This is a genomic window from Niallia sp. MER 6 (assembly GCF_023714395.1).
In the GTDB taxonomy this organism is placed as follows: Bacteria; Bacillota; Bacilli; order Bacillales; family Cytobacillaceae; genus Niallia.
This window is the reverse complement of the sequence record NZ_JAMAUK010000035.1, coordinates 15914-41252: the sequence shown is the minus strand read 5'-3', so window position 1 is coordinate 41252 and position 25339 is coordinate 15914. Positions and strand designations below refer to the sequence as shown.

The following is a 25339-nucleotide window of genomic DNA, read 5'->3' as shown; positions in this document are numbered from 1 at the left end:
CCGATAATTATGTAACTTATAACATCAGTTGAAATTGATGGAACGCCGTATGACACCGAAAGGGTCATGTACGGTGTGAAGCAGGGGAAAAGGTGGAGATAACTTCAAATCCTTACCTATTGCTATAACTTTATGCAGGAGCGAAGGATACATTAGAAAAGAGAGGTTATGATGTACAAGTTTTAAACTTACAAGATCCTCTGCAATCCATGAGTTATAACCCGTTAGAGTTAGTAAAAGAAGCCTGGCTGCAAGGAAATGAACAAGAAGCTGCTAAAATTGCAAATTCAATTACTTTCACCTTATATAATGATCCTAATGCTGGAGATAATAAATTTTTCAATAGTGGAGCACAAGCCGCCATAACTGCGATAATTCTAGCTTTAGTTGAGCATTGCGTAAATAACAACTGTCCTGAAAAAATTACTATGTCCAATGTTGCAGAAATGCTTAATGAGTTAGGTACTATGTTTTACAAGGAAAATGAAGATGATTTTGTAGAAAAAAACGCCTTAGATGAGTTCTTTACAAACTTGCTGCAAGGTCATGTTGCTAAGAAAAAATACGGCTCTACAAGCTTTGCAGGAGATAAAACAAGGGGTTCTATCCTGGCAACTGCAAACGATGGATTACAGCCTTTTATTGATCCATTATTCGCCAAAATGACTTCTAAGAATTCCATAGACTTAAAACAAATTGGATTTCCAAAAAGTTTAATTGGACAACTAGATAATTCTTTTATGAATAAACGAATTGATTTGTCATTTCATAAAAATAATAAAGAAAAAACATTACTTGGTAGTTATCGAGTAAAAGTAAAAGCACAAGGAATGTACAGTTTAAACTTTAATGAACAGTTAGAGAAGGGAGATTTGGTCCTTATCAAGTATAAGGATGAGCACACTTCCTATAAATTGATTTATGAATTGAAGTTTGAAAAGGAAATAGATGAAGATGGAAACATTGTTTATCAGAAAAAAGAGAATTGCGAACATCTTCCTGAATTAAGAAGGGAAGTTACCATAAACGAACGTGTCAATACGTTCCCTGAAGTAAAAAGAAAGCTTTCTATGAAGTATTCAGACAAGCCAACAGCTGTATTTATGATTATTCCAGATTATGATTCTTCTAACCATACGTTGGCATCTATCTTTACTAAACAGCTATATACCAATCTAGCAATGAATTGCGCGGATACAAAAGGGAAGAAATGTTTTACTAGAGTTCAGTTCTTAATGGATGAATTTGGAAACATGCCGCCAATCGATGATATGGACCAAGTACTAACCGTATGTTTAGGAAGAAATATTCTGTTTAATATCGTGCTCCAGTCTTACACGCAATTAAAAAGAAAATATGGAGAAGCAGCAGACACAATTAAAGAAAATTGCCAAAATCATATATATATTATGTCTACGAATGAAGAAACCATTGAAGAATTATCGAAAAAAGCAGGTCATACAACGCTAATTAATCAATCTTCTAATGAATCACATTTGGAAATGGATAATAAAATTACGAAAAGTGCAGATCAGCAGCGTATTATCACATTTGATCGCTTATCACAATTAATTGAAGGGGAAACATTGGTTATTCGTTCTTTACATAGACAAGATAATAACCGACAAAAGGTAAGACCTTATCCTATATTCAATACAAGAGAAACAAACATGCCGTATCGTTGGCAATTCCTAACACATTGGTTAGATACATCAAAGGATCTTAATGATATCGATATTGAGTCTGAACATTCTAATTTAGAATTAAGTGATTTAGATGTTAATTTTTCCGATTTTATTGTAGATCTAGGAGCAAAAAGCAAGTACATGAAAGCTAACCAACAGGCGAAAAAACAGAAGGAAGAAGTTAAGGAGATAGAAAAAAAGCCAACAGTTAGTGAAGAAGAGCTTGTAATAAGAGATTTGACCGGTTTAATTGCAACAGTGAAAAACCCTAATAATTATCACTTATTCATAAAAAAAATGATCGTGATTTATCGACAAAATGGTGCATTGCCTTCTAATGCCAAACTGCAAGAAATAGCCAGGTCATTAGAGGAAAAACAGCTAATCATAAAATTAAGAGAACTAATGGAAGTAAGGGAGAACTAATTTATTAGTTCTCTTTTTGTTTTGAAAGGAGCTAATAATGAAGTTACATAAAAAGAAACTACTCTTTGCCTTGGGCTTTTTAAGTATAAGTTTAGCCGTTTGGTTCTTTCCTATAAATGCCTTTGCAATAACTTGGTGGTGGGAAGAAGACACGGAAGACATTGTGAAATTTTTAAAGGGACATTCTGACTGGCTTCAATATGGTTCCTTCTTTCCCTATATGTTACATGCTTTAGGATGGGCATTGATAAAGGGATTGTATTTTATAACGTCCACTTTAGAAGGATTAATACCTGAAACTTTAAGTTTATTAGATTTTTTAAATGATAGTGGATTACAAGGAATATCAAAGGCTATTATGAATGATCTTGTGTTAGTCCTTATGATACTTACCTTAGTATATCTAGGATTTAAAACCATAATAGCTAAACAACCTCCTAACTTTAAATCGGTAGGAGTTAATATATTTATCTCATCTTTCTTACTTTTAGGATTACCTACTTTAATGGATGCTTTACAAGATGTTTCTACTCAATTCTATGATGCGACTCAAACAAGTGAAGATGGAGAAAATTCTGGTTTAAGTTGGAATCTAATTAAGGAAAATACAGCTGACTTGGTGTATGTTGCAGAAAATGGTTTCGACTTAATAGAAAATGATGCAGAAGGAACGGAAAAAAATGCTTTAAAACCTAGTATTTTTAAACGCGTTGATATGGCCGAGATTATTACACCAGATTCAATAAGCGATATAGAAGCAGAAGATATGGACGAATTAGAAGCTTTAAAATACACGCTTACTTCAGATGCTTCAGGGGAATATCAGGCATTGGAAATTGATGATGGTTGGTTATCTTTCTTCTCGGATAACTTTGATACCGGATATTTTAGATTTCCGGCTAAATTCCTTCCAATGTTTGTAGGATTGACTGCTTTAGGATTTGCTTATTTCTTCACCATATTTATTTTTGCCACAACGATAATTGAAATTGGAATTAAACGAATTGTAGCCTTATTTGTATTCGCGACTGATTTAGAGTCAGGACAGCGAAGGAAACAAGTAGTAATGGATATATGTAACGCCTTTATGCTTATTGGTTTTACCGGTTTAATGTTCCGTTTTTATACGATATTTTTAACTTTCTTAGGATCTTCAGATGTAAATATCTTTATTTATCTAGTATCCATTGTTTCGGCTACATTCATCTTAATTAAGGGATCTAATACGATTATGAAATACTTCGGCATAGATGTTGGATTAAAAGATGGATTTGCACAAATGGCAGGCGCTCTTGGTGTAGCTGCAGGCGCTGCATCCCTAGCGAAAAAAGCAGGTGGGTCAGTTTCTAATATGGCAAGTAAAAAACAAGATAACAATAGCACAAAAGATAAATTAGCAGATGAAGCAAATGAAGATGGTAAATCTGTAAATGATGATTTAAAAGGTCAAAATGATCCTAAGAAATTAGGCGGTCTTAAAGGTAGTGTTAATAGTGCAGGAAAAGCACTTGGTTACATGAATGAACGTGGCTTAGGTGGAATGGCAGAAGATGCCCTTAAAGGTACTGGTTCAGGTATTTCAGGCGCCGTTAAACAGGGAACTAAGGCCGTTTCTAATGGTGTTCAAGGGGTTAAAGATAGCTTCAGTGAAGGGGCTGTAAGTGGTGCTTTACAAGCGCAAGATAACAAGGATAGATGGAATGGTAGCAATAAAGCTGGTGCTCAAAGCAAACCAAACAGCGAAAATGAGGCTTCACAAGCTACTCAAAACGAAAATAAATCAAATACATTACAAGGAAAAACAGAGCAAAATACAGGCTCGTCAGGAACGCCTAGCGGTAATAGTGTAAATAATGCTTCTACATCTAATAATGGTGATTCACCAACAATGAATGCTTCTAATGGTAAAGGCCGAACAAATGAAGAAATATTAGCTACCATGAAGCTTCAAGAAGCTACTATGCCATCAAAAAGCCAGGATATTGCAGCTAATGTTAAAGCTACTTCAAATGGGGAAATTCCTTCTGGTTCAGGTAAAACTATCAGTCAAGATGTTACAACATCAGGACCAACAAATACACCAGATGCAGTTCAGAGGATTTCTAAACAATTGGATGGTACTTCCCTTTCAAGTCCAAATTCTTCAAGACAATCCATTATCCAGGATCTACAGCAAGGATCATTGGGGACTAACACCGATGTAAAACAAAAGGTGGTTCAAGACGTTCAAAGGGCTGCTTCAGGAGCATCGGATACAGTTTCTCAAAAGGTAGTTCAAGACGTTCAAAGGGCTGCTTCAGGAGCATCGGATACAGTTTCTCAAAAGGTAGTTCAAGACGTTCAAAGGGCTGCTTCAGGAGCATCGGATACAGTTTCTCAAAAGGTAGTTCAAGATGTTCAAAGAGCTACTTCAGGAGCATCGGATACAGTTTCTCAAAAGGTAGTTCAAGATGTTCAAAGAGCTGCTTCAGGAGCACCAGATCAACTTTCTCAGAAGGTAGTTCAAGAAGTTCAAAGAGCTGCTTCAGGAGCACCAGATCAACTTTCTCAAAAGGTAGTTCAAGATATTCAAACTACTTCAGGAGGTACTAAAGCAGCACCAATTAATTTTAGTGAACGATTAAATAACTATGAATCAAGAAAAGAAACAAAACCTTCCCGATTTAACTTTATAAATAAAAAATAAGGAATGAAGAAAAGTGTACACAAATCCAAAGAGTACCAAACAGGAAATTAAATTATGGGCTTTTTACTTAGTGGATATAGGCATTGTAGCAGGTATGCTCATGATCGCGACATATGTAAAAAAGGTTCTTCCACTTGGACCAGGAATGACAATTTTTTATTATATCTTGTCGGCTGCATTCGGGGTGTTCTTATGCGCGAAAACTCCAAGTCATCCCACGGATCGTAACTATAATATTCTCTTCTATCTATTCAAGATGGACCGGAATAAATACCATGCTATTGAGATTAAGGACTTTGGTTTAGAGGAAAGGACGGAAAAATGGTGATGAAAGTAGCTGAAAATAAACAGAAACGTCAAGATACTACGATTCTTGACGTTTTGTTTTCTTCTTTTAAAAGTAATGACTTACCTATTATCGATATCATGCCTTATAAAAGAGTGACAAAAGAAGGCTTCCTTATAGATAAACACAATGAATATCAAGCGTATTTAAGAGTAAAAACAAATGATTTAGTTTCGATGAATAATTCCGATTTAAACAGAATGATTTCTCAACTAACAAGTATTTGCCGAGTGTACACAGAGCCTTTTAAAATCCTTTCTATGACTTATTCAACGGAAACGTCAAAACAACAATTGTTTTGGAAAAGTCGCATTAACAAATACAGAAGAGTTTTAATGGCCGACAATGTACCAGAATCCGAGATTACCAGACATGAAGTAATGCTACGCTTGGCGGTAGATAATTTAAGAAGAGTAACTTGGGTGGAGGATAATTTAACAGAGCTAACTTTTCTTATTGTTGTGTACGGAAAAAGTCAAAAAGAGTTAGAGCTTCGCGTTAGAGATATGACGAGATTAGGTGGTAAACAGTACGATTTACAGCTTGTAGATAGAGACAATGTAGAGAACATTTTAATTCGTTTAAATAACATGAATACAGAAGTCTAGGGGGAAGGAAAACATGAGATTAAAAGAAAAACAGAAAGTAAGTTTAAAAGAACAGGGTTATGATCTTAATTTCATCTCGAAAATACAGCCGAAAGGCGGCGTACGATTTGGAGAAAAATATATTAACACTGGGGATGCACATATAGGCTGTTTACATGTGTATGAGTTTGCAGAAGATGTTAGTGCTTTATGGCTAGTTAATCTTATGAATATCGAAAATACCATTGCAACTCTAGACCTGGCAACGGCAAACAAGGAAGAAGTAATTAAGGATATCAACCGTTCTATTGGTGAATTAAGAGATCGACAAGATACGGAAAGACGTTCAACGGATCGAGACGATGCCAATTATGAACTACAAAATTTAAGAAGCTTTGCCCAAAGCATTACCCAAGGTGGAGAAGTGGTGAAAGTAGCTCATTGTCGTATTTTCTTCTATGATTTTTCTTTTGAAGAATTAGAAAAAAGAATGAGTGATACCAAAAAAGAATTGAATGGAATGAATCATAAAACAACTATTTATTTATTCCAAAGCAAGCAAGAATGGATGTCTTTATTTACTAGTTATGAACAACAAACAAAGTTCAATGATACAAGACCAGGAAAGCCACTACCTTCTGCTTCTGTAGGTGGAGGAATCCCTTTTCACCATGTTTCTTTAAAAGATCCAAGAGGAATTTACTTAGGCCAAACCTCCACAGGTGGGCCTTTTTTGCTAGATCCATTTTATTCCACGCAAACTAGACGTTCTTTTAACGGATTTGTATTAGGGAAAATGGGATTTGGTAAGTCAACACTTATGAAAATGTTAGAAGAAGGGCTGGTTGCTAAAAATGCTTTTATTCGTGGTTTTGATAAAGCAAGAGATTATTACGAACTAGTAAAATCACAAAATGGTAAAATAATTGACCTATCAAATGGGGGTATCAATCCATTGGAAGTGTTTGCGACTATGACGAATGTACAAGGGGATCAAGTAGATGAGCTAGGCTCTTTTATGCAGCATATCTCCAAAGTAGCTAACATGATTCGTTTCTTAAATCCTCAAATTACCGAGATTGAAGTAACCGAATTTAAAGGGCTTCTAAGATCTTTTTATGTATACAAAGGACTTTTGTCTCCTGATTATCAAATGAGACCAGAAACCATTAAAATAACGGGTTTAAGACCGGAACAATACCCGATTATGAGTGAATTTAGTCATTACTTAAAAACAGCTGTAAAGTACAGCAAGCCAACGCCTGAACGTATCCGAACATTAGAAATGATTCAGATTATGGTAAATGAAATGGTGAATCAATATGGTCCTTTATTTGATGGACATTCAAGACTAAGCAACTTTGAAAATGAACAAATTGTGTTTTTTGATATTGATGGTATTTCGCAATTGGACAAGCCCGTTTTTAACTGCCAATTATTCACCGCATTAACGCTCATTTGGAATCACGCATTAAAAAATGGCCGTAAGATGAAGCATTTATTAGAAGAAGGAAAAGTAACATATGAAGATCTTCGTTATTTCATGGTCCTATTAGATGAGTGCCATAACATTATTAATTCTAACAATGTTTTTGCTGTTGAATATGTCGTTTCTTTTGAAAGAGAAATGCGTAAATTTAGCGCGGGTGTGTTTTTTGCAACTCAATCACCAAATGAAATTCTTCCTGAAAGTGCAAGTGATAAGAGTGTAGCTATTATTAAAACAGTATTTGAATTAACTACCTATAAAGTATTTTTAAACCTGGATAACTCGGTAATGGGAAGGATGAAAGATGTACTTGGAGACTCTTTAACAGATACCGAGTATTCCATGTTACCAGAATTAAAGATTGGACAGGCTATTATTCAAACGTCCTCCAGTGAGTCCTATACCGTCACCTTTGATCCTGAACATGACCAATTAGCACGCTTCAAAGGTGGCCAATAAGATGGAACAAAATAGTGGTGTTAGTACGGTAAAAGGCGCGGTTAGTACGGTTAGAGGGGTCGTTAAAACCGTCCGAATAGCTAAGAAAATACTAGCTCTTTTCAATGTAAAGTTTTTGCTTATAGCTCTGGCTATTCTTCTAATAATAGCTGCGGTGGCAGCTATTGCAGGAACTTCAGGAAGTAAGTCAGGTTCCTTTAGTGGATCTACTGGAATGAATCTTTCGGAAGCAACCTTACAATGGAAAGAGACAGTGGAAAAGGAAGCAAAAGAGCAAGGAGTAGAAGATTTAGTTCCCTATATATTAGCTATTATTGAGGTAGAAACGCATGGGGAAGGGAACGATGTTATGCAGTCTTCTGAAAGTACAGGAGGCGGTAAAGGAAGCATTTCTGATCCTCAATCTAGTATCAAACAAGGGGTTAAATACTTGGCAGGCATTAAAGCAAATGCAGAAGCACTAGGTTTAACTGATCCTTGGGCTATGGTTCAATCGTATAACTTTGGTGGAAATTATGTGACTTATTTAGCTAACCATAAGGAAGAACATTCTACCGATGTTGCAGAAAAATATTCTAAAGATGTTGTGGCACCTAGTCTTGGAAATACTTCAGGAGCTACCTATTCTTATATCAATGCTGTCTCACAGGCTAAAGGAAAAACGTACTTATATAATAATGGAGGAAATTATTATTACGCTGATTTAGTCCGGCAATATGTTGCTTCAGGAAGTGCAGAAATCCCCGTTGGGGATGATGTTTTTAAAATAGTAATGGATGAAGCAATTAAATATATTGGTTGGTCTTATTCCTGGGGTGGATATACGCCTTCGATGGGGTTTGATTGTTCTGGTTTGGTTCAATATGCCTTTGGAAAAGCAGGAATTACCCTTCCACGCGTTGCAGCTCAACAATGGGCAGCAACCGAAAAGATAGACATTAAAGATGCAAAACCTGGTGATTTAGTTTTCTTTAAAGGGACGTATGGGGCGCCGGATCATATAAGCCATGTAGGAATTTATGTAGATGAAACGCGAATGTATGACTCTAATGGGTCCGGTATTGGCTATCATTATTGGACAGATTCTTATTGGTCCTCCCACTTTGATAGCATCAGAAGAGTTGTTAAATAAGAGATAGGAGCAGTATAAATATGAACATTAATAAAACAAAGAAATCAGGAAAAAGGCTATATATTATAGCCTTTTTTTTAATTCTATCCTTGATACTGAATGGAGTACTCTATAAAAATCTATATGCAAAAGAAGCTGTTTCCTCGAATGAATTTTATAAAGAATTAAAAGAAAAAGAAACCAATATAAAAGCATTACAAAGCGAAATACAGGGCCTACAAGATGAAATAAAAAGCTTAGATCCACAGGAAAGAAAAGAGCTATCTAAAACAGAATTAGAGCTACAAGAAGCCTTTAAAACCGTAGCCAATGAATTTATAACAGATTATTTAACCTATTCCACTAACACCATAAACGAACGTAGGGAAAAGTTAATGCCTATTACTTCAGCAGAATTATTAAACCAAGTAGCACCAGAAAGTATGGATAATGATCCTTCTCAATTAAGTTCTGATCCTACTTTTTCCGTAAAAGTAAGTAACGTGATTCTATACATTTCAGGATTTGATTCTTCCACGGATCAAACAAAAATGATTGGAGATGTTACCTATAAAACACAAGGAACAGAAGGAAAAACAACGGAACATAGCTTAGTAGAAATGGAACTAATGAAAGATAAAAAAGGACAAATAAAAGTAAATAATTATACCTATTACCCGATTAATTAAAATTTTAAGGATGGAGATATAGTTGATGACCACAATTGATCGATTAACACCCAAACATGATTATTCAGAAGAGAATTGTTATCTAGTCTTTTATCATAATGCGAAACCAACACAGACAATTGAAATCAAGGCAGAGTGGTTTGACCTAAATTACGGAAACAAAGTTGTATGGTTATTGGTACGTGAAAAAGCAAATAACCAGGATGAAAAACCAAAATATCGAAACATAAAATTTGAGAATATTGATCCGAATGTACGAGTTGTGAAAAGAAGAAAGGAGAAAGTCATTTGAAGGAAAAACTACTAGCAATTAGAAAAAAGGCAATTCAATTTAAAGATATGATAAAGCAGAAGTTTAAGTTAAGTTTAACGCGTTTATATTTAACCTGCTTTGGTTTATTTGTGGCAACATTCTTATTCATCTTTATTTCTCCTATGATCTTTGGCGGCAATTACTCTTATGCAGAAGCGAAAGTGAATGAACATTATCCTATAAATAACGGTATTGAATTAGCCTTAATCAAGAAAGAATACAATCCAGAAAAGCAGTTTATGCGATTAGATTTTTCCATTGAGAAAAGCAATTCAAACAGTAGTTTATCCAACATTGAATATCAAATATCCAGTCAGTATATAAAAGACCGTAAGCAATTAGAGGTAGAAGTAACAAAAGTAAATGATAATTATGTTGTCGCTATTATCAAGGGAATACCGGAAGGTTATTCTGTCTTATCTACAACGATTAAACCGGAATATGTTCATCCTGAATTAGAAAAAGTAGATGATTTAAATGATCGTGAAGTAAAAATTTATGTCAATGAAAACAGTAAAATAGAAAACAATGAGCTGAAAATAGGTACAGAAAAGCAGTATCAAATAGAGTATATCAGCTATCAACAAAAAGAGATTGAACAGCAAATAGAAGAAAGTAAAAAGGAAATTAGCAAAAATAACTTAGCTATTGAAGAAGTAAATAAAACGATTAAAAAATTAGAAACTGAAATGTCTTATCAAACAGAATCGGAGAAATTCACCACACAAAATGATGTGAATAGTAATAAAACAAAAATTCAGCAGTTTGAAGAAAAAATAGATTTAGCTAATCAAAATATAGATGAATTAAACGAAAAGATGATGCTTTTAGAAGAGAAAAAAGCAGCAATTTAATGTGGTCTTAGAGTATACCGCAAGAGGGAAATTGCTATACCTTAACTATACACCGACTATACCAGCGCTATACCTCATAGTGAAAAAGTGACACCTCACAGAATTATTAGAAACTCAACAGGCACAGCCTGTTTGACCACTTTTTTAAAAAGTGGCACCGAGTTTCCTTATGCTCTTTACTAAAAAAGTACTTTTAAAGAAATGGGTGTTTAAATTGGTCCTTGAAAAGATTAAAATGCTCCTTCAAAGGCGTTCTAATAGTGAATTTGTCTTTGTTCCAGATAATGAAGATAAAAAATGTTTAGAAGATACTCAAATGAAAGAGTTAGGATATCAAGTATATGCAAAATACAAAATAACTAATGTAAAAGATTTAGAGAAAAATATAATAGCAGCTTATGAAAATAAAATCCTGGAACAGTTATTAAAAGATTATAAGATAGCTAAATTTAATGGCAGTTATGTAGCTAATGCTTTAAGTAGTTAAATGCCTTTTTTTACACCTGTCCAGAAGGTTTCTGATTTATCTCGATTAATAGAAAAGAGAAGTAACAACCTTATTAGTTTTAAAATGGAGTTCGTTTGTTTTCTAGATATGATATAGACCTATTAAGAGCAATCTTAGTTATAAGAGATGAAGATGAGGATGTTAAAAATTTAAATCAAGCTGTAGATATAATAATTGAACAAGTAAAAAGCGGTAACAGTCCAAGGAGTGAATTGCAATGGATATTAAAGTAAGCAATGTTGATCTAGTCTATATAAAAGAAATTGATAAAAGAGCGCAAGAATTATCCGACAAGTTAGGTAGAAAATTCAGTAGGAACGAATATATAAAAATGCTAATTCAAAATGATTGTGAGTTACGTTTAACAAAATTAAAAGAAGATAAATTTGATCATGCGGTAGATAATTTGGTTACAACTTTAAGCAGACAGGAAGCAACCTTACAAAGTTTCATTAATAGTAATAATCGTCTTTTCCATTTGCTTGCAACCGGTATTGATATAAGTGAAGAGGTAGAAAAGTTATGAGTGATAAATTAATCAGCAAACACATTCGTTTAACTCAAACACATATAGACATAATGGATGAACTAATTCAAAATAACCCTGGCATTAAAAATTATGCAGAAGCAATTAGATACGCTTTACTTTCTTTATCCAATAATCAAAATGATGAAGGTAAAGAAGAAAATATAGTAAGAAAATTAAACGCAATGAGTAAGAATATTGATGTCCTAACAGAAATGGTTGCTGGTGGATTTCATGAACAAGGTGTTAAAGCAATTGGTAGTATAGATGAAACATATATATACCAGGATGCAAAAAGAAATGTAGAAAATAAAATTCAAAGATCAACAACGATTAAGACTAATGTAAAGAGGTCCAATATGTTAAATACAGATGCAATTAAAGAAGTTAAAGAGGAAGTAAAGCAAGAAAGACCCAAAGCATTTAATTGGCATATATAACTAGAAAGAAGGGGTTAGATGGGAAAACCAAGTGTTATTTTAACTTCGCAATTTACAACACCAAAAGCCAAAAGCTTTTCTACTTATGTAAATTATATGACTCGAAAAGAAGCATTGTTAGAAAGTAATAAGGATTTAACCGTTGAAGAAGAAAAGGGATTATCTAGGATTCAACATGTCATTAATAAATATGATATGGAACAAGGGCAAGCGTACTTATTAGGAAATCAAGAAGCGGATCTTTCCGAAAAAGAATTAGAAGCCAATACGATATTAAAAACAAAAAATGAATTTCATAATGAAACGGATTTTAGTAAATATATCTCTTATATGAGTCGGCAATATGCTTTAGAAAAGAAAAAGAATTTATCTCTTGATGAGGAAAAAGAGTTAGATGTAATAAGACATTCTATTTCTAACTTGCCAAACGAAAAATCAAGAAGTGAACCAAAAGCACCTTCAGTAGTAAAAGAAGGTGTTTTTTCTATTGAAAAAGATTCCTTAACTACAAAGGATCTGGAACAAGTTCATAACACAATTAAAAAGGCCCAAAATAACGGATCTGTCTTTTATCAAGATGTTATTAGCTTTGATAATGATTTTTTAATAAAAGAGAAATTACTTAATTCAGCAACCAATGAATTAGATGAAAAGAAAATCCAATATGCTAGTAGAAAAATGATGGATAGTATGTTTAAAGATGAAAAAATAGAGTCCGGTTATTGGTTTGCTTCTATTCATCGAAACACAAAACATATTCACATTCATTACGGAACAGTTGAGCTTAAAAACACTAGGGAATTACTCACTGTAGAAGAAGATGGTTTTTCTTATTTAGCTCCTAAAGGCAAACGAAAACAAAAGACTATTGATAATATGAAAAGCACTTTTGCGAATTTCTTAATAGATCGTACAGCTGAGCTTTCCAGGATTTCCGAATTGAGAAATACATTAGTGGATGAGATTAAACAAACTTATGCAGATAAGGAATACCAAGAACAAAAAAATTTGTTAGAAGATATATATAGTGAGCTGCCGTCCAATAAAAAACACTGGCAATACGGAAGCAAACATGTGACGGATCAAACCAGAAATAAAATTGATAAAATCACAGATTCTTTAATGAGAAATAACTCTCATTACAAAGAGTACTTAGAAAAAACAGAAGAAGAAAGTAGCTATCGAAAAGAGTTATTTGGAGATACCAAAAGAGCGGATAAGGATTATGGAATTAATAAAAAGAAAGACATTCAAAAAAGGCTAGGAAATGCCTTGTTAGCTCAAATGAAAAAGCAAACTAATGCTGCTGAATTAATGAAAAGAAATTATCAAGATTCTTATTCAACAAAAAATAGTGAAGAAGGCAGCTATAAAAATAAACCGAATTATAAACAAAGTTTTAGAGATAGCAGCTATAAAAAGCCCTTGATAAGTCGAAAAACCATGCACCAATTAGAACAGGCTGTAAATGATGATTATGCAAAATTTAGAGCAGAAAAAGAACATGAACAAGTGCAACAAAGAATTGCCTGGGAACAGGAAAGAAATGAATTATAGTTATTAGTCTTTTATTCCTTAAAGGAGGTGAAAGGTATGCTTTCTAATCTATTTAAAAAAGGAGAAAAAACTAAATAAAATGCTAGGAGGAAAAGGAACATGTTAGAAATGGAAAACGATTATTCAGTTGGAGAACTATTCATGATTGAGGAAATCGATGCAGAATCAAACAAATTGATTCTAGCTAACTATGTATTTAATAAAAGAAAAGAAGTAAGTGTATCCGATGAAAGGATTGCATTCTACGCGAACCAATTTGATCAGGCAGTAGAAAATAATTTATTCCTTTTTGTTGAGTATGATGAAAGAAGAGGTGTTATCGTTGGCTAATCCAAAGTATAACCGTAAAACAAGTAAAGAAAGAAAACAAGAAATTCAAGCTATCTCCGAAAAAGCATTACAGCAAATTGAAAAGTACACAAAATCAGTTGAAGACGTTTTAGAATATGCTGACTTTATGTCTCGTTTTCATTCCTATTCAGCGAATAATTTAGCACTTATCCAGCAGCAATTTGAAGGCGCTGAAGCAGTTGCAAGCTTTAAAGATTGGAAGGATAAAGGCTATTCTGTACAAAATGGTGAGAAGGGAATACAAATATTAAGTTATGCGCCTGTTACTCTATTTAAAAATGCTAATGGAGAAATGAAACAACTTTTACAGGCCACACAACAAGAAAAGAAAATGATTAAAGACGGTCAGATCCCAACAAGAAAAATTGCTAATTTTAAAGTTGGTCATGTATTTGATATATCCCAAACCAATGCACCAATTGAAGATTTACCGAAAATCTTCCCGAATAAACAGTTTAATTTTCAAATAGAGGAAGGTAGAAATACCGAGCATTTAAGAAAAGGAATAGAAGCTGTCTCTAAAGAATTAAAGATTGATATAAGAGATATGCGACTATCTGAATTAGGTGTAACAGAATTAGGAGTTTCCAAAGGGGCCTTTGTTCAAGGGAAAGATGGAAAAGAAATTGTCATGAATAGTCGTAACACCGAAACCCAAGCATTAGCAACTTCTATTCATGAATTGGCTCATGCGAAGCTGCACATTAAGGGTGGAGAATATGACAATATGGAAAGAGCTACAAAGGAATTTCAAGCAGAATTAACCTCCTATATTGTGTGTAAACATTTTGGAATGGATACATCCGAAAAGGCTATTCCGTATATCGCAACATGGACGCAAAACGGAGAAAAGATTGAAGATAAACAAAAGGCATTGGAAGGTGTTCATAAAACGGCTAAAGAGTTTATTGAGATTATGGATACTGTCATTTCAGAGGAAAAGGAAAAAGAAATGCAGGTAGCAAATGAACAAGAAGTGAAGCCGCAATTTAACGATAGACAATTACATTATATGAGTAACATTTTGATAGCAGATGAAGCTTCCCTTAGAAAAAATATAAATATTGATCCTTGGTCAGATAATTTTTATGAAAACCTATCTAATGGAACAGTTGAACGTACACAAGCTGTAGAAAAACATTTAAACCAGGATGAAATAAACCAAGTTATGCAGGAAGTCAATGTATACCGGAATGAAATTGATGCGAAAGAAGAATTCACCTCAACTAACTTATATGATTTGTTACGTGGTAAAGACATTCCTAGATTTAAAGAGTTGAAAGATCAAATTAAAGATTGGCAAGAAGATAGTAAAGATATCAACCCTATACCTGGTATCGAAGAACAAATTTTCCGAGATAAATTAGAATATGACAGGATTGATACTACTTATGATAATGACCGGAAAGCCCTAACAAAGTTACAAACTAGGATTGAACTGAACAGTATAAAAGTACAAGAAAGCGAATTGGCAAATGCAACTAATGGTGAATATTCAAAGATTGCAGATCAAGAGATAAAGCAGGAAGAAGTAAAAATGTATCCAATAGATCCGGAAGAAGCAATTTATTGTGAACTGACAGGAAAAGCAATTCCAGATGATAATATATATTTTAAAACGCATGATGGAAAATCCCTTTCTGAAGAGGTGAAAATGCTAATGTATACAGATGAGGAATGGACAAAATCAACGAAAAATGGTAATTACCAGTCCTTTAACTTTTATAGCATTCACTTATCAAACAGTGAAATGACAAGTATGGAACCTGAACCGAGAATAGATAATAAAAATGTATACTACTTTTATGATGGTCAATCAAAACCTGTAAAGTTAGGAACAGTATCAGATATTGTTTCTAATGCTCAAAATCAGGAATCGATTGACCATTTTTCTTTGGATAAAGAATTTATTCGAGATCTAGCTTTTTCTAAAAATGAACCGAAAGAAGATTTTAACGAAAAAATGCAGAAACATAATGTCCTTAAAAACCCTAAGCTAAAGGATTTTCAACAAGTAAATGAACGCTTAGGACTAGGGAAAGACCACAACTTATTAGATATTAAAAATGAAGCTGGCAGAAAGGCACAAATGGCTTTAAGAATGGGTATGCAAAGGTAGGAGGAGTAATAAATCTTATGAAAACAAAGCATATGAAGGCTTTAATTCTAACTCGTGAAATAAATGTACCTGATTATTTAATTCAAAAAGTAAGTGATAATAACTTCTTAATCCATCGTGAATTAGAAGCTAATGAGCTGCATTATTACGAAAATGAAAAGGATCGCATTTTAGACTATAAAGGACAAAAATTTCTTGTGAGTATTAATTCCTTTGATTCTTTAGAGGAAGCAGAAAAGGCCATCTTAGAATATTGGTCCGTTATCAAAATGATGGATATAAAAGTTAGAAGCAAAACTAATAAGTTGTTGTCTAACGGATCTACTCATTTGAAAGGAGTTCTAACGCATGGAATTTCAAAATCAGCTAGAAATACTGTTAGAAAATCATCTTAATAATATTCGGATTGATAAGGAGCTGCTTTAAGTAAAAGTGGCTCTTTCTTTTATCTTATTAAAGGAGAAGCAAAATGCAGTATAAAACACATCTTTCCACTTCTTTAGTCGTTGCCCTTGGTGCAGTATTTCCAGATATAGATGAGCCGTATTCCTGGATTGGAAGCCGAACAAGGGGAATTTCTGATCTCATAAAAGGATTTTTTGGTCATAGGGGCCTAAAGCATTCTCTAATGGGCCTATTTATCGTTTTTCTAACAATGATCCTAATAATGTGGTTAGCCTTACGCCTTTTAGCCCTATAATCGGCCTCAACCTAGGATACCTTTTACATTTAGTTGGAGATAGCTTTAGTAAATCAGGGGTTAAATGGTTATTACCCTTTTTGGACAAAGCTTTTCATTCTGGTTTGGGTGTTATGTATTACAAAACAGGTTTTCTTGAAGAACGAATTATTTTTATCGTAAGTACGTTGCTTTTGGTTGCCCAAGTAAGAGCGCTCAACTTTGAAAGCCTATTTAATTTAAACATTGTACAAGCAATTTCAAATGTGATCAAGAACGCGACTTCATTTATTGGATCTTAACTATTAGGAGGAATTTTATATGCCGGCTTTTACAAAAGAACAAATTAAACATGCGGAAGCAATTGATATTATAGATTATTGTGAGCAAAACGGAATCGATGTAAAGAGTGATAACGAACGTTATTACCGATTAGTAGAACATGATAGTTGTGTGATAGACAGAAGAAAAAACGCATTTTATTGGAACAGCAGAGGAAAAGGCGGTAATGTGATTAACTTTGTTCAAGAAATCGAACAAACTAACTTTATGGGGGCTATGAACAGCCTATTAAATAAGGAGTATGAATATCAAAATAATAAAAACGTTAAGTTTATTAGTGAACCTTATGAGTATTCAGCAGAAAATGAAGTTGATACGTTTGATAAAGCAAGAGATTATCTTGTTAAAGAAAGAAAAATTGACAGTGCTATAGTGGAGTATCTTTACAATCAGGGAATCATTAAACAGGACAAAAAAAATAATGTCCTTTTTTTGTGGAAAGATTATGAAAATGTGATGGGATGCAGCGAACAAGGAACGGTCCACTATGATAAATTTAAAAGAGGGTCTTGGAAGTCTATACAGAAAAACTCAACGGCCAATTATGGATTTAACTTCCTTAATGGAGAACCAAAAAACTTAAAAATGTTTGAGTCTTCTGTAGATGCTTTGAGTTATGCGACTTTAAATAAAGGAAAAATTCAAGATACCTGGTTAATAAGTATGGAGGGCCTAAAATATAATACCGTACTTAATTACGTTATAAAGGCAAAGGAAAGGCTTGGAGATGCGCCTGATAATGTTTCTCTATGTGTAGATAATGATGCTGGTGGAAAAGCCTTTATAGAAAAATTAAGCATGATTCAGATTAAGCGAAAAGATGGCAGCATGTACGATTTTGACCATGAACTTCCTAATAATAAATCCGGTAAAGACTGGAATGAACAGTTAAAATTTGAGGTAAAACACCGAGAGCAAGAAAGACAGAAACAACAACATTTTTTTAATCAACAAAGAACTTAATTAATGCTCCAAATTAATAAAAAATAACACGACAAAAAGCCAAACGGGGCTTACTCGTTCAGCTAACATTTTATTTAATATTAGATTTGCAATGTATATCCATCCACCAATGTTTATTATAATCCTTATTTTATTCATGTATCATCCATAATTTCTATTATGACGTTTTAATATCTTGATAGCCCTCTGTATGCTGCTGGATAATTTGATCCTGTATTGTTAGGAGTAACTGTTAATTTGACACCTCTTATTTTCTTACGAAGAATTTGAATTGCCGACTCTTTCCAACAGGATTCTTTTTTATAACAGCAACAGCTATTACTGCATCAGTCAAGGGATTAGACGCGTACTTTAGCTAGCTTTTTGAATTATCAAGTGGGTCAACGACTTGTAGCACTTCTTTCTCTTTGAAGTACCTTTCATACGGTTTCAAACCACAGTTGTTACAGCAGCTGTTGAATAGGAAAACTAAGACTTGGTAACAGCTGATACATTTATGCTATTAGTTTTATTATACTCTAAAGACTTTTGAATTTCGGCAGTTCTAAAGTAATCATTTTCCAATTTGGCAAGGTATTATTGTTCATGTGACTTAGGAACTTCAGCAAGGATATTTTGTTCATCATCTTATCCTAAATCACTTCGATTTTATTTTGATAGCTATAATTGAGTCAAACTTATGAAAATTTAGTTTTATCAAATGTATTTGGATAATAGAGACAAAAAGTTATAGTTATACAAATAACCCCCCCCAATATGGAGGGGAAAATCAAATATCAATTTCCGAATATTGGTTTTTAGAAAACATCATTCTTGATTTTATGGCTTAATTTTAATGGTTGCTTATTTATTTGTAATGTCTTATTTTATGGAATTGATAATATATCAGTATAGAAATCGAATGCATGAAACATTTTTACTTCTAATCCTTTTATTTTTGCAACCCTTGGGTTAATGGTTTCATTACTCCTCTTTTTCGTCCTCTCTCCTTAAAAATAATAGCTTAACCCAGGACCACTTTTCCACTTTTCCACTTTTACTCCTCTTGATGGACCTCTTTTTACTTAAATTAAAACAATTTGTATTATATTGAACATTAAAAAGGGGGGGCAATATCAATAAAATGGTCTTATTAGCTTGAGGTTTAACAGGATAAATTAAATATTGTAGAATAATTTAAAGAACCTACAAAATAATAGACCTTGAAAATAGTGGATATAAAGTAATTGGAAAATCAATGGAGTTACCAAAAGAAGAGTGAGAAGGTGTTGCATGCAGAATACCTAAAAATAGGGACTTTTGTTGAGGATAATATGAATTCCTAATTGGAAAAGTTGGATACGGAGTAGGACTATACATTTTAATGAGATTTTAAGAAGAGATGTTGTTTACATTATCTTTTGAAATTTATAGATGTATCACCAACAGAAAAGAAAATACAGGTGAAAAGAAAAAAAGCTATACTTTTTTATTTTAAAGTATAACTACAGCTTTACATTTATTTTTGAGCTTTAATGACGTCTTTGCCAAATTCTAAACACTCGCTGCAAATAGATACCCAGGTCCCATTGCTAACTCCCCAACAACATCTTTACTCTTATTACAAAAAGAGCAACTATCAATCTGTACAGTATTACCATAGTATGTATTGTTATTATCAGATGGCTATGAATTCTTTTCCAATGCATTATATAGTTCATTAATGACTTTTGTATCAATGTAGTCAAAATCACTTTTAAGCTTTATAACAACTGTTGTATAGGCAATAGCCATACCTTCGTAAAAACGTTGGCTTTCTAATAAAGTACAACTTTTTGACTTTTCTTCACATAACGAGCTAAGTTGTTCTAATTCTAACATTATCTCTTCCAACTTAGCACCGGTAATAAATTCTTCTTGAGAATCTTCACTCATTTTTTTCACCACCTTTTATTAAGAATTTTGTATACAATAATTATTCAATTTATTCTATAATAATGTTCGATTGGATTATTTCCTTCCTTTATCAGGTTCCTCTTTTTAGCTCCCCCTCGTACCTTTGTGCCGATGCTAGTTGAATTAAAGTTGAAACCTCTGATTATTGAAAAAAGAAGGACATGAGGAGAAAGTGAGGTATTTGCAACTAGTGGAAATTAATTTTAATGGACAATTCAGTACAGCTTAATTATGCCTACTAAGAAGTTCGGAGAATACTAAGGTAATGTTGACAATCCATAATGCCACCAGCAAGTGAAAGGGAAATATCAATTGTTGAGGAGAAGATGAAGGTTAAATTACCCAATTCCTATAAGGATTTACTGAGAGATAATAATGGTCTGTCTGTTGATGGTAGAATATTAATCTATGGCACACAAGATATAATGGAGAGAAATGAAACTTGGGAAACACAAGAAAATGCACAGGGTTATATTGCTATTGGTGACGATGTAGGTGGGAAAGTTTTTCTTATGCACCAAGGTGATAATGAGACAATGGTTTTAATGGTGATGGCGGGGATATGGTTCCCAAACATGCCCATTTGCTTACTTCAGATTTTACTCAATGGGTTCAAAATGGATTCTTAATTAATTCAGATGAAACGGAAGATGTGTCAACTGGTCTAAAAATTGCGAAGTCGTTTTAATAGACACTCTTGATGGTGGATTAAAGGATTTAATAAAAATGAAAAGATACTTAAGACTAGATAGTGCAGCAGCCGATTTACTAAAGGATTCAAAGAAGCTCCATTTTATAATAGTAAAGGAGTTTCCATATGGATTAGCAAAGAAATTAGTTGGGAAAGTGGAGAATATTAAAGTAAATCTTAGGGTTATGAAATAAAACTCCTTATTCATTATGAACTTATTAATACTATAGCTGAAAGCTCTGAACTAACAAAAAAAAGAGTCAACTAAAGTAGTTGACTCTGTAATGGAAACAATAAAACAGGAATGAAAAATGGTGAAAAAGTAAAAATCTTAGGGTTTGGTGCTTTTTCTGTCAGTGAACGTGTGTCTAGAAAGGTACGAAACCCTTAAACAAGTGAGGAAATTGAAATTGCAGCAAGTAAAGCACCTTTTAAAGCAGGAAAATTTGAAAGATGCTATAAAAGTATAAGAAGTTTAATATGGTAGGGGATCAATCCTCTACCTCTTTTTATATGCCTTTTAGGTTCTTTTTTTGGATTAATTTTAGACAGTAGGCTCAAAATCAAAAACCTATATATTTGTATAAATCCGGGGTATGTTATTTAACTATTATATAATTTTTGTATTAACCGTTTATGGATTTAGACGTTTTTTTGTTATATGAGATTACATTCTAAAAAGGATTAATACTTGCTTATTGGAGTTATCGCTCATTTTCCAAAATTATTCTAATTAAATTAAACAAATCATTTAAAGTGACAATGTGTTAGTATTTAAACATAGAATGTATTATTTCATACAGAAATATTTTTAAAATCTATTGCATGTAAACTATATTGATAAAGTATAATACTGTCTTTAATAAAGTAAATAGTCAGTTGGGAGATTTCAAGATGATTGAAAAAGGATTTAAAAATGTAACGCCAAAAATGAGAGCTGGGTCTCATATTTTATATATATTTAATCAAGTTGACAAATATATAGATAATGCAGTTGATTTTATTCTTGATGGAGTATTAAATAATGAAGTTATTCTTTTTGTTGATACGAAGGAATCATTTGAAAATGTTTTTAAAAAAATTAGAATGATGGGCTATAATTCAATTCAATTGGAAAGACTCATATTTGTTGATAGTACAGAAACCTATATTATTGATAATCAATTTAATCTTAAGAAAACCGGGGATCTAATTGGTTTACTAAATCCTTATTTTGAGATGGGTTGTACTATACGAACGTGGGGGCAAGTCCTATTGACAGACCATATATCAACTTTAGAGAGACTTCGAATATTTGAATCTAATAGTGATGAGTTTATCTTAAAAAGTAACTTAATTTCTGTCTGTGCTTATAATGGTCAAACTACTTCTGCTTACATTCAAAACGAGTTGATGAGAACACATACTCATTTTATGACAGATAGTGAATATATTCCATCTCCACTGTATGATAGAAATTATCTGCAAATTCCTTCAAAAGAAGAAATAGAAAAACAAAAAAGTATAGAAAAACAGTATAGAAATCTTAAAAGTATAAATAAAAGATTAGCACAAGAGAATGAGCTAATAAGTATAAAAAATATGGCTATAACTGAAAGTGAGCAAAAGCTTCGAATGGTATTTGAACAGTTGCCTAATCCTATCATTATAAGAAGAGATTCTAGAATTCTTTTGATAAACGACATTGCCAAAAAACAATTGTTAATTAACAGTAACAACATCAATAAAAAACATCATTTACATAAATTCTTTGAAAAATATAAAGAATATTCCTATTTAACAGAAAAAGGTACAGTTCTTAATCATAATTTCACTCTAAATAATGGCGAGGAAAAACATTATATTATTAAATCAGTGGAGCTTCTTTTTGAAGGTGAACCATCTATTTTACATTCCTTTCTAGATATTAGTCAGGAAAAAGAAAATGAAAAAATAATTGTTCGTTCAGAGAAAATGAGAGTAGCAGGCGAACTTGCTGCTAGTATTGCACATGAAATTCGCAATCCCTTAACTGCAATTAAAGGCTTTTTTCAATTGATGAATCGAGAACAAGAAAATGGTATGTATTACAGTGTAATAGATGATGAGATAACAAGAATTGAGCAAATCACGAGCGAATTATTAACCCTTGCAAAGCCACATACTGAAAGACGTGAAATTCATAATATAGTTCACCTAATAGAGGGAGTAATAATTTTACTAACATCACAAGCGAATTTTTATAATATTCAAATTATTAATCAAGTCAAGAGCAAAGAATTATACATTAATTGCGATGAGACAAAGATCAAGCAAGTTTTTATTAATTTAATCAAAAACGCAATTGATTCTATGGAGAGTGGTGGAAAAATTATTCTCAAAATTTATGAAATTGACGACAATATTCAAGTTAAAGTAATAGATCAGGGTAATGGTATTCCAAAAGAGTTGATGAATAAGATTGGGGAACCTTTTTATACTACAAAAGAAAAAGGGACAGGAATTGGTTTAATGGTTTGTTTTCAAATTATAGAAAGTCATGAAGGTACTATAAAGGTGGAAAGTAATTATGGTAGTGGTACTACATTTACGGTCACGATACCTTCTTCTATACGTTGAATGGTGAGTGAATAAATGCTGGATTAATACTGTTAAATCCGATTTGTTGAAAAAATATATAATAAACAGACAAGTGTATTAATCTTATTAAACGGAAAAGGATATTTAGTTGCTAAATTATTTAAACTGTACAACCCTAATAAGGAGCATAATAACATGTATTAGAATTTTAGTTACTTCTTTACAACGTAATTAAAGTTAGTGTGTGTCTGTATGGGAATGTATATACACAAGCAAAGAATATAATGGCGATATTAGAAAATCAGTATTCTTAGGGTGGGTCTGTGAAAGAATTAAGCAACGTATATGGCGTTTTGATTCCTAAAGCTGATTTCAATTACAAAGTCCTTTGGCATGGAATATGAAAAAGTAAAACCATATGTCCGTTGCTTTTAGAATTTTAATTTCTTGTTTTACTGAAGCTTTTGTTTTTAAATGGTAGCCAGTTCTTTAGGATTAAGGGAATATCATCTGTATTCTTACGGTATAAGTTACCTGGGTTTCATAATGGATTTATTTTCCATGCCAAGAAAATGGTAGATTATTCGTTTTCACGTTCCATAACAACAGACTTATTAATGATTACTTTAGGAAACGCTTACTCTATTCAAAAACGAGCCAAAGGTTTACTTCTACACACAGATTTAGGTTCCCAATATACAAGCTCGGAGATACGGCATACGTTCAATCTCGTGGTTTTATTCAATCATTTTGCCAAAAAGTTTGTTCCTATGATAAGGCCTGTATCGAGTCCTTTCAAGCAATATTAAGTAAGAAGAAGCAAATCATGTACAATATCCAGACTACAACTCAGCCAAACTAGGGAAGTTTCCGTTTATTGAAGGTTTGTACAACAGATAAAAAATACATAATAGTTGAATTACAATACTCCTCAGGTAGTAGAAGATCAAATAAGACAATTAGCTTAAAATTTAATTTTTTTATGTCTAAAATTTAGACTCAAATCCAATTTTAAAAACCAGGTCATCGACCAAACGTTAGCGGCCTTCCATGTTGGCTGCTCTTTAAGCATGAAAGTGCTGTCCATATGATAACGCTGTAGCGGAAGCTACATTTAAAATCATTAAAACGGAGTTATTAGCCAAATGAAATTTGATAGTTTAGGCAAATAAGCATCTTTCTTTTGATTTCTGGTAATTCCAAGAGTGTCCAACTATATGGCATTGAACCGTTATCCTTGTAAGGTTTGAATAGTTTTTTTAATTATCATTATTCTCAAAAGCCACTATTCGGATTGCCTTTAACCAGCTCTTAGCAATCTCCATATCTCCTGTTCTCTTAGATTCTCTCTCCACATACTTTCTTAAAGTCATAACATAGTCTTGATCTATTTCAGCAAATTTTCGTACATACTGAATTTGTTCTTCTAATTTATAAATGCAGCCTAAAGCAACATAAACAGAACCAAAGGTGATGTTTTCTTTTGTACCTAACCGATCTAATATTCTAAGCCCTAATTCAAGCATAAATTTGCCTTCTTTCTATAGGATAATCGTATAACTTAACGAAAATAATACGCTGTTCTTGCTGCATTTACAACTAAATTTTGTGAATTAATACCAACAGAAGGATTTTTTAAGTGTCGGAAATTGTTGAATGACTTTTTTGGAGTATGCTGCTATAAGTAACAATTTATATAATTACTCTATTAAAGCTTAGGAGCGATTAAATAGATGGTTAGTAAAAAAGATTTATTATCGGATTACACTTACAGGGATACTTACTTTTGGAGGTTTAGTAAATCCAATTGCTTTGGAAAACACATGTTGTAGAGGCAGCTTCTAACGCCGAAACAATTGGAAGTATACCCAAGCAGAAAAAGTGAATTTTTAGATATTTGAGTAGTTCCTTGTTGCAATTACTATCAAGAGGAAAACAAACAGTAGAGGAAGAAATTGAGAGCCTTATACTAGTAGAGAAAGTCACAAGAAAAGTCACAAGGATATAATGTATTACAAGTGTAT

General features: G+C 32.8%; 24 protein-coding genes and 2 pseudogenes. 24 read left to right on the top strand and 2 right to left on the bottom strand.

Features of this window, described 5'->3' with window-relative positions:
* Positions 1-128: 128 nt before the first annotated feature.
* The 19 genes and pseudogenes from M3600_RS24980 to M3600_RS24885 all read left to right on the top strand — a co-directional run.
* Positions 129-2111, top strand: a pseudogene (locus M3600_RS24980) (VirD4-like conjugal transfer protein, CD1115 family); the annotation flags it as partial.
* Between the two features lie 37 nt (positions 2112-2148).
* Positions 2149-4797, top strand: a complete 2649-nt coding sequence (locus M3600_RS24975; RefSeq protein WP_251648002.1) for a pLS20_p028 family conjugation system transmembrane protein — start codon at positions 2149-2151, stop codon at positions 4795-4797.
* A 13-nt stretch (positions 4798-4810) separates the two neighbouring features.
* Entirely contained in the window at positions 4811-5125 is a 315-nt protein-coding gene (locus M3600_RS24970; protein ID WP_251648000.1) for a DUF5592 family protein, read from the top strand.
* Positions 5119-5751: a hypothetical protein gene (locus M3600_RS24965; protein ID WP_251647998.1), complete on the top strand. Its 633-nt coding sequence runs from the start codon at positions 5119-5121 to the stop codon at positions 5749-5751. The genes M3600_RS24970 and M3600_RS24965 overlap by 7 nt, the downstream gene beginning before the upstream one ends.
* Positions 5752-5764: 13 nt before the next feature.
* The gene (locus M3600_RS24960) at positions 5765-7678 is read left to right on the top strand and encodes a VirB4 family type IV secretion system protein (RefSeq protein WP_251647996.1); all 1914 of its coding nucleotides are present in this window, start codon (positions 5765-5767) and stop codon (positions 7676-7678) included.
* A 1-nt stretch (position 7679) separates the two neighbouring features.
* Positions 7680-8810, top strand: coding sequence for a bifunctional lytic transglycosylase/C40 family peptidase (locus M3600_RS29110; RefSeq protein ID WP_285854845.1), 1131 nt, complete (start codon positions 7680-7682; stop codon positions 8808-8810).
* Positions 8811-8830: 20 nt separating this feature from the next.
* Positions 8831-9478 (top strand): hypothetical protein, encoded by a 648-nt coding sequence (locus M3600_RS24945; protein WP_251647994.1) that lies wholly within the window; start codon positions 8831-8833, stop codon positions 9476-9478.
* Positions 9479-9503: 25 nt separating this feature from the next.
* Positions 9504-9770 carry a DUF5513 family protein gene (locus tag M3600_RS24940; RefSeq protein ID WP_251647993.1) on the top strand — a complete coding sequence of 89 codons (267 nt, stop codon included), beginning with the start codon at positions 9504-9506 and terminating at the stop codon, positions 9768-9770.
* A complete protein-coding gene (locus M3600_RS24935) occupies positions 9767-10645 on the top strand; it encodes a hypothetical protein (RefSeq protein WP_251647991.1) in 879 nt (292 codons plus the stop codon). Before M3600_RS24940 ends, M3600_RS24935 begins: the two co-directional genes overlap by 4 nt.
* Positions 10646-10859: 214 nt before the next feature.
* Positions 10860-11132: a hypothetical protein gene (locus tag M3600_RS24930; RefSeq protein WP_251647989.1), complete on the top strand. Its 273-nt coding sequence runs from the start codon at positions 10860-10862 to the stop codon at positions 11130-11132.
* A 238-nt stretch (positions 11133-11370) separates the two neighbouring features.
* Complete coding sequence (locus tag M3600_RS24925) at positions 11371-11679, top strand: hypothetical protein (RefSeq protein ID WP_251647987.1); 309 nt, start codon at positions 11371-11373, stop codon at positions 11677-11679.
* Positions 11676-12119: a hypothetical protein gene (locus M3600_RS24920; protein WP_251647986.1), complete on the top strand. Its 444-nt coding sequence runs from the start codon at positions 11676-11678 to the stop codon at positions 12117-12119. Before M3600_RS24925 ends, M3600_RS24920 begins: the two co-directional genes overlap by 4 nt.
* A gap of 18 nt (positions 12120-12137) precedes the next feature.
* The gene (gene mobP2 / locus M3600_RS24915; RefSeq protein ID WP_251647984.1) at positions 12138-13676 is read left to right on the top strand and encodes a MobP2 family relaxase; all 1539 of its coding nucleotides are present in this window, start codon (positions 12138-12140) and stop codon (positions 13674-13676) included.
* Positions 13677-13775: 99 nt separating this feature from the next.
* Entirely contained in the window at positions 13776-14006 is a 231-nt protein-coding gene (locus tag M3600_RS24910; protein WP_127742272.1) for a DUF5511 family protein, read from the top strand.
* Complete coding sequence (locus M3600_RS24905) at positions 13999-16146, top strand: ArdC family protein (RefSeq protein ID WP_251647982.1); 2148 nt, start codon at positions 13999-14001, stop codon at positions 16144-16146. Before M3600_RS24910 ends, M3600_RS24905 begins: the two co-directional genes overlap by 8 nt.
* Before the next feature lie 17 nt (positions 16147-16163).
* Positions 16164-16541, top strand: a complete 378-nt coding sequence (locus M3600_RS24900; RefSeq protein WP_127742276.1) for a hypothetical protein — start codon at positions 16164-16166, stop codon at positions 16539-16541.
* A gap of 74 nt (positions 16542-16615) precedes the next feature.
* The gene (locus M3600_RS24895; RefSeq protein ID WP_251647980.1) at positions 16616-16846 is read left to right on the top strand and encodes a metal-dependent hydrolase; all 231 of its coding nucleotides are present in this window, start codon (positions 16616-16618) and stop codon (positions 16844-16846) included.
* Positions 16816-17127: a metal-dependent hydrolase gene (locus M3600_RS24890; protein ID WP_251647978.1), complete on the top strand. Its 312-nt coding sequence runs from the start codon at positions 16816-16818 to the stop codon at positions 17125-17127. The genes M3600_RS24895 and M3600_RS24890 overlap by 31 nt, the downstream gene beginning before the upstream one ends.
* A gap of 19 nt (positions 17128-17146) precedes the next feature.
* Positions 17147-18130 (top strand): DUF3991 domain-containing protein, encoded by a 984-nt coding sequence (locus tag M3600_RS24885; protein ID WP_251647976.1) that lies wholly within the window; start codon positions 17147-17149, stop codon positions 18128-18130.
* A 1665-nt stretch (positions 18131-19795) separates the two neighbouring features.
* Here the strand turns inward: M3600_RS24885 and M3600_RS29275 are convergent.
* Entirely contained in the window at positions 19796-20044 is a 249-nt protein-coding gene (locus tag M3600_RS29275; protein WP_311315971.1) for a hypothetical protein, read from the bottom strand.
* Between the two features lie 347 nt (positions 20045-20391).
* On the opposite strand from M3600_RS29275, the gene M3600_RS24875 reads away from it, so the two are divergent.
* The 5 genes and pseudogenes from M3600_RS24875 to M3600_RS24855 all read left to right on the top strand — a co-directional run.
* Positions 20392-20694: an SMI1/KNR4 family protein gene (locus tag M3600_RS24875; protein WP_251647974.1), complete on the top strand. Its 303-nt coding sequence runs from the start codon at positions 20392-20394 to the stop codon at positions 20692-20694.
* 97 nt (positions 20695-20791) lie between these two features.
* Positions 20792-20950 carry a hypothetical protein gene (locus tag M3600_RS24870; RefSeq protein WP_251647973.1) on the top strand — a complete coding sequence of 53 codons (159 nt, stop codon included), beginning with the start codon at positions 20792-20794 and terminating at the stop codon, positions 20948-20950.
* A gap of 110 nt (positions 20951-21060) precedes the next feature.
* Positions 21061-21147, top strand: coding sequence for an HU family DNA-binding protein (locus M3600_RS29455; RefSeq protein WP_396953847.1), 87 nt, complete (start codon positions 21061-21063; stop codon positions 21145-21147).
* Positions 21148-21650: 503 nt separating this feature from the next.
* Complete coding sequence (locus M3600_RS24860) at positions 21651-23354, top strand: ATP-binding protein (RefSeq protein ID WP_251647972.1); 1704 nt, start codon at positions 21651-21653, stop codon at positions 23352-23354.
* A gap of 965 nt (positions 23355-24319) precedes the next feature.
* A pseudogene (locus tag M3600_RS24855) lies at positions 24320-24455 on the top strand (IS3 family transposase); the annotation flags it as partial.
* Between the two features lie 119 nt (positions 24456-24574).
* On the opposite strand, the gene M3600_RS24850 reads toward M3600_RS24855, so the two are convergent.
* A complete protein-coding gene (locus M3600_RS24850; protein ID WP_251647970.1) occupies positions 24575-24841 on the bottom strand; it encodes a hypothetical protein in 267 nt (88 codons plus the stop codon).
* Between the last annotated feature and the right edge of the window lie 498 nt (positions 24842-25339).

Coding starts and splice junctions, on each gene's coding strand:
- M3600_RS24945 (WP_251647994.1), top strand. CDS start 8,831: ATGAACATTAATAAAACAAAGAAATCAGGAAAAAGGCTATATATTATA.
- M3600_RS24870 (WP_251647973.1), top strand. CDS start 20,792: ATGAAAAGATACTTAAGACTAGATAGTGCAGCAGCCGATTTACTAAAG.
- M3600_RS24910 (WP_127742272.1), top strand. CDS start 13,776: ATGTTAGAAATGGAAAACGATTATTCAGTTGGAGAACTATTCATGATT.
- M3600_RS24850 (WP_251647970.1), bottom strand. CDS start 24,841: ATGCTTGAATTAGGGCTTAGAATATTAGATCGGTTAGGTACAAAAGAA.
- M3600_RS24960 (WP_251647996.1), top strand. CDS start 5,765: ATGAGATTAAAAGAAAAACAGAAAGTAAGTTTAAAAGAACAGGGTTAT.
- M3600_RS24975 (WP_251648002.1), top strand. CDS start 2,149: ATGAAGTTACATAAAAAGAAACTACTCTTTGCCTTGGGCTTTTTAAGT.
- M3600_RS24925 (WP_251647987.1), top strand. CDS start 11,371: ATGGATATTAAAGTAAGCAATGTTGATCTAGTCTATATAAAAGAAATT.
- M3600_RS24965 (WP_251647998.1), top strand. CDS start 5,119: ATGGTGATGAAAGTAGCTGAAAATAAACAGAAACGTCAAGATACTACG.
- M3600_RS24940 (WP_251647993.1), top strand. CDS start 9,504: ATGACCACAATTGATCGATTAACACCCAAACATGATTATTCAGAAGAG.
- M3600_RS29275 (WP_311315971.1), bottom strand. CDS start 20,044: ATGAGTGAAGATTCTCAAGAAGAATTTATTACCGGTGCTAAGTTGGAA.
- M3600_RS29455 (WP_396953847.1), top strand. CDS start 21,061: ATGAAAAATGGTGAAAAAGTAAAAATCTTAGGGTTTGGTGCTTTTTCT.
- M3600_RS24895 (WP_251647980.1), top strand. CDS start 16,616: ATGCAGTATAAAACACATCTTTCCACTTCTTTAGTCGTTGCCCTTGGT.
- M3600_RS24860 (WP_251647972.1), top strand. CDS start 21,651: ATGATTGAAAAAGGATTTAAAAATGTAACGCCAAAAATGAGAGCTGGG.
- M3600_RS24900 (WP_127742276.1), top strand. CDS start 16,164: ATGAAAACAAAGCATATGAAGGCTTTAATTCTAACTCGTGAAATAAAT.
- mobP2 (WP_251647984.1), top strand. CDS start 12,138: ATGGGAAAACCAAGTGTTATTTTAACTTCGCAATTTACAACACCAAAA.
- M3600_RS29110 (WP_285854845.1), top strand. CDS start 7,680: ATGGAACAAAATAGTGGTGTTAGTACGGTAAAAGGCGCGGTTAGTACG.
- M3600_RS24920 (WP_251647986.1), top strand. CDS start 11,676: ATGAGTGATAAATTAATCAGCAAACACATTCGTTTAACTCAAACACAT.
- M3600_RS24885 (WP_251647976.1), top strand. CDS start 17,147: ATGCCGGCTTTTACAAAAGAACAAATTAAACATGCGGAAGCAATTGAT.
- M3600_RS24875 (WP_251647974.1), top strand. CDS start 20,392: ATGAAGGTTAAATTACCCAATTCCTATAAGGATTTACTGAGAGATAAT.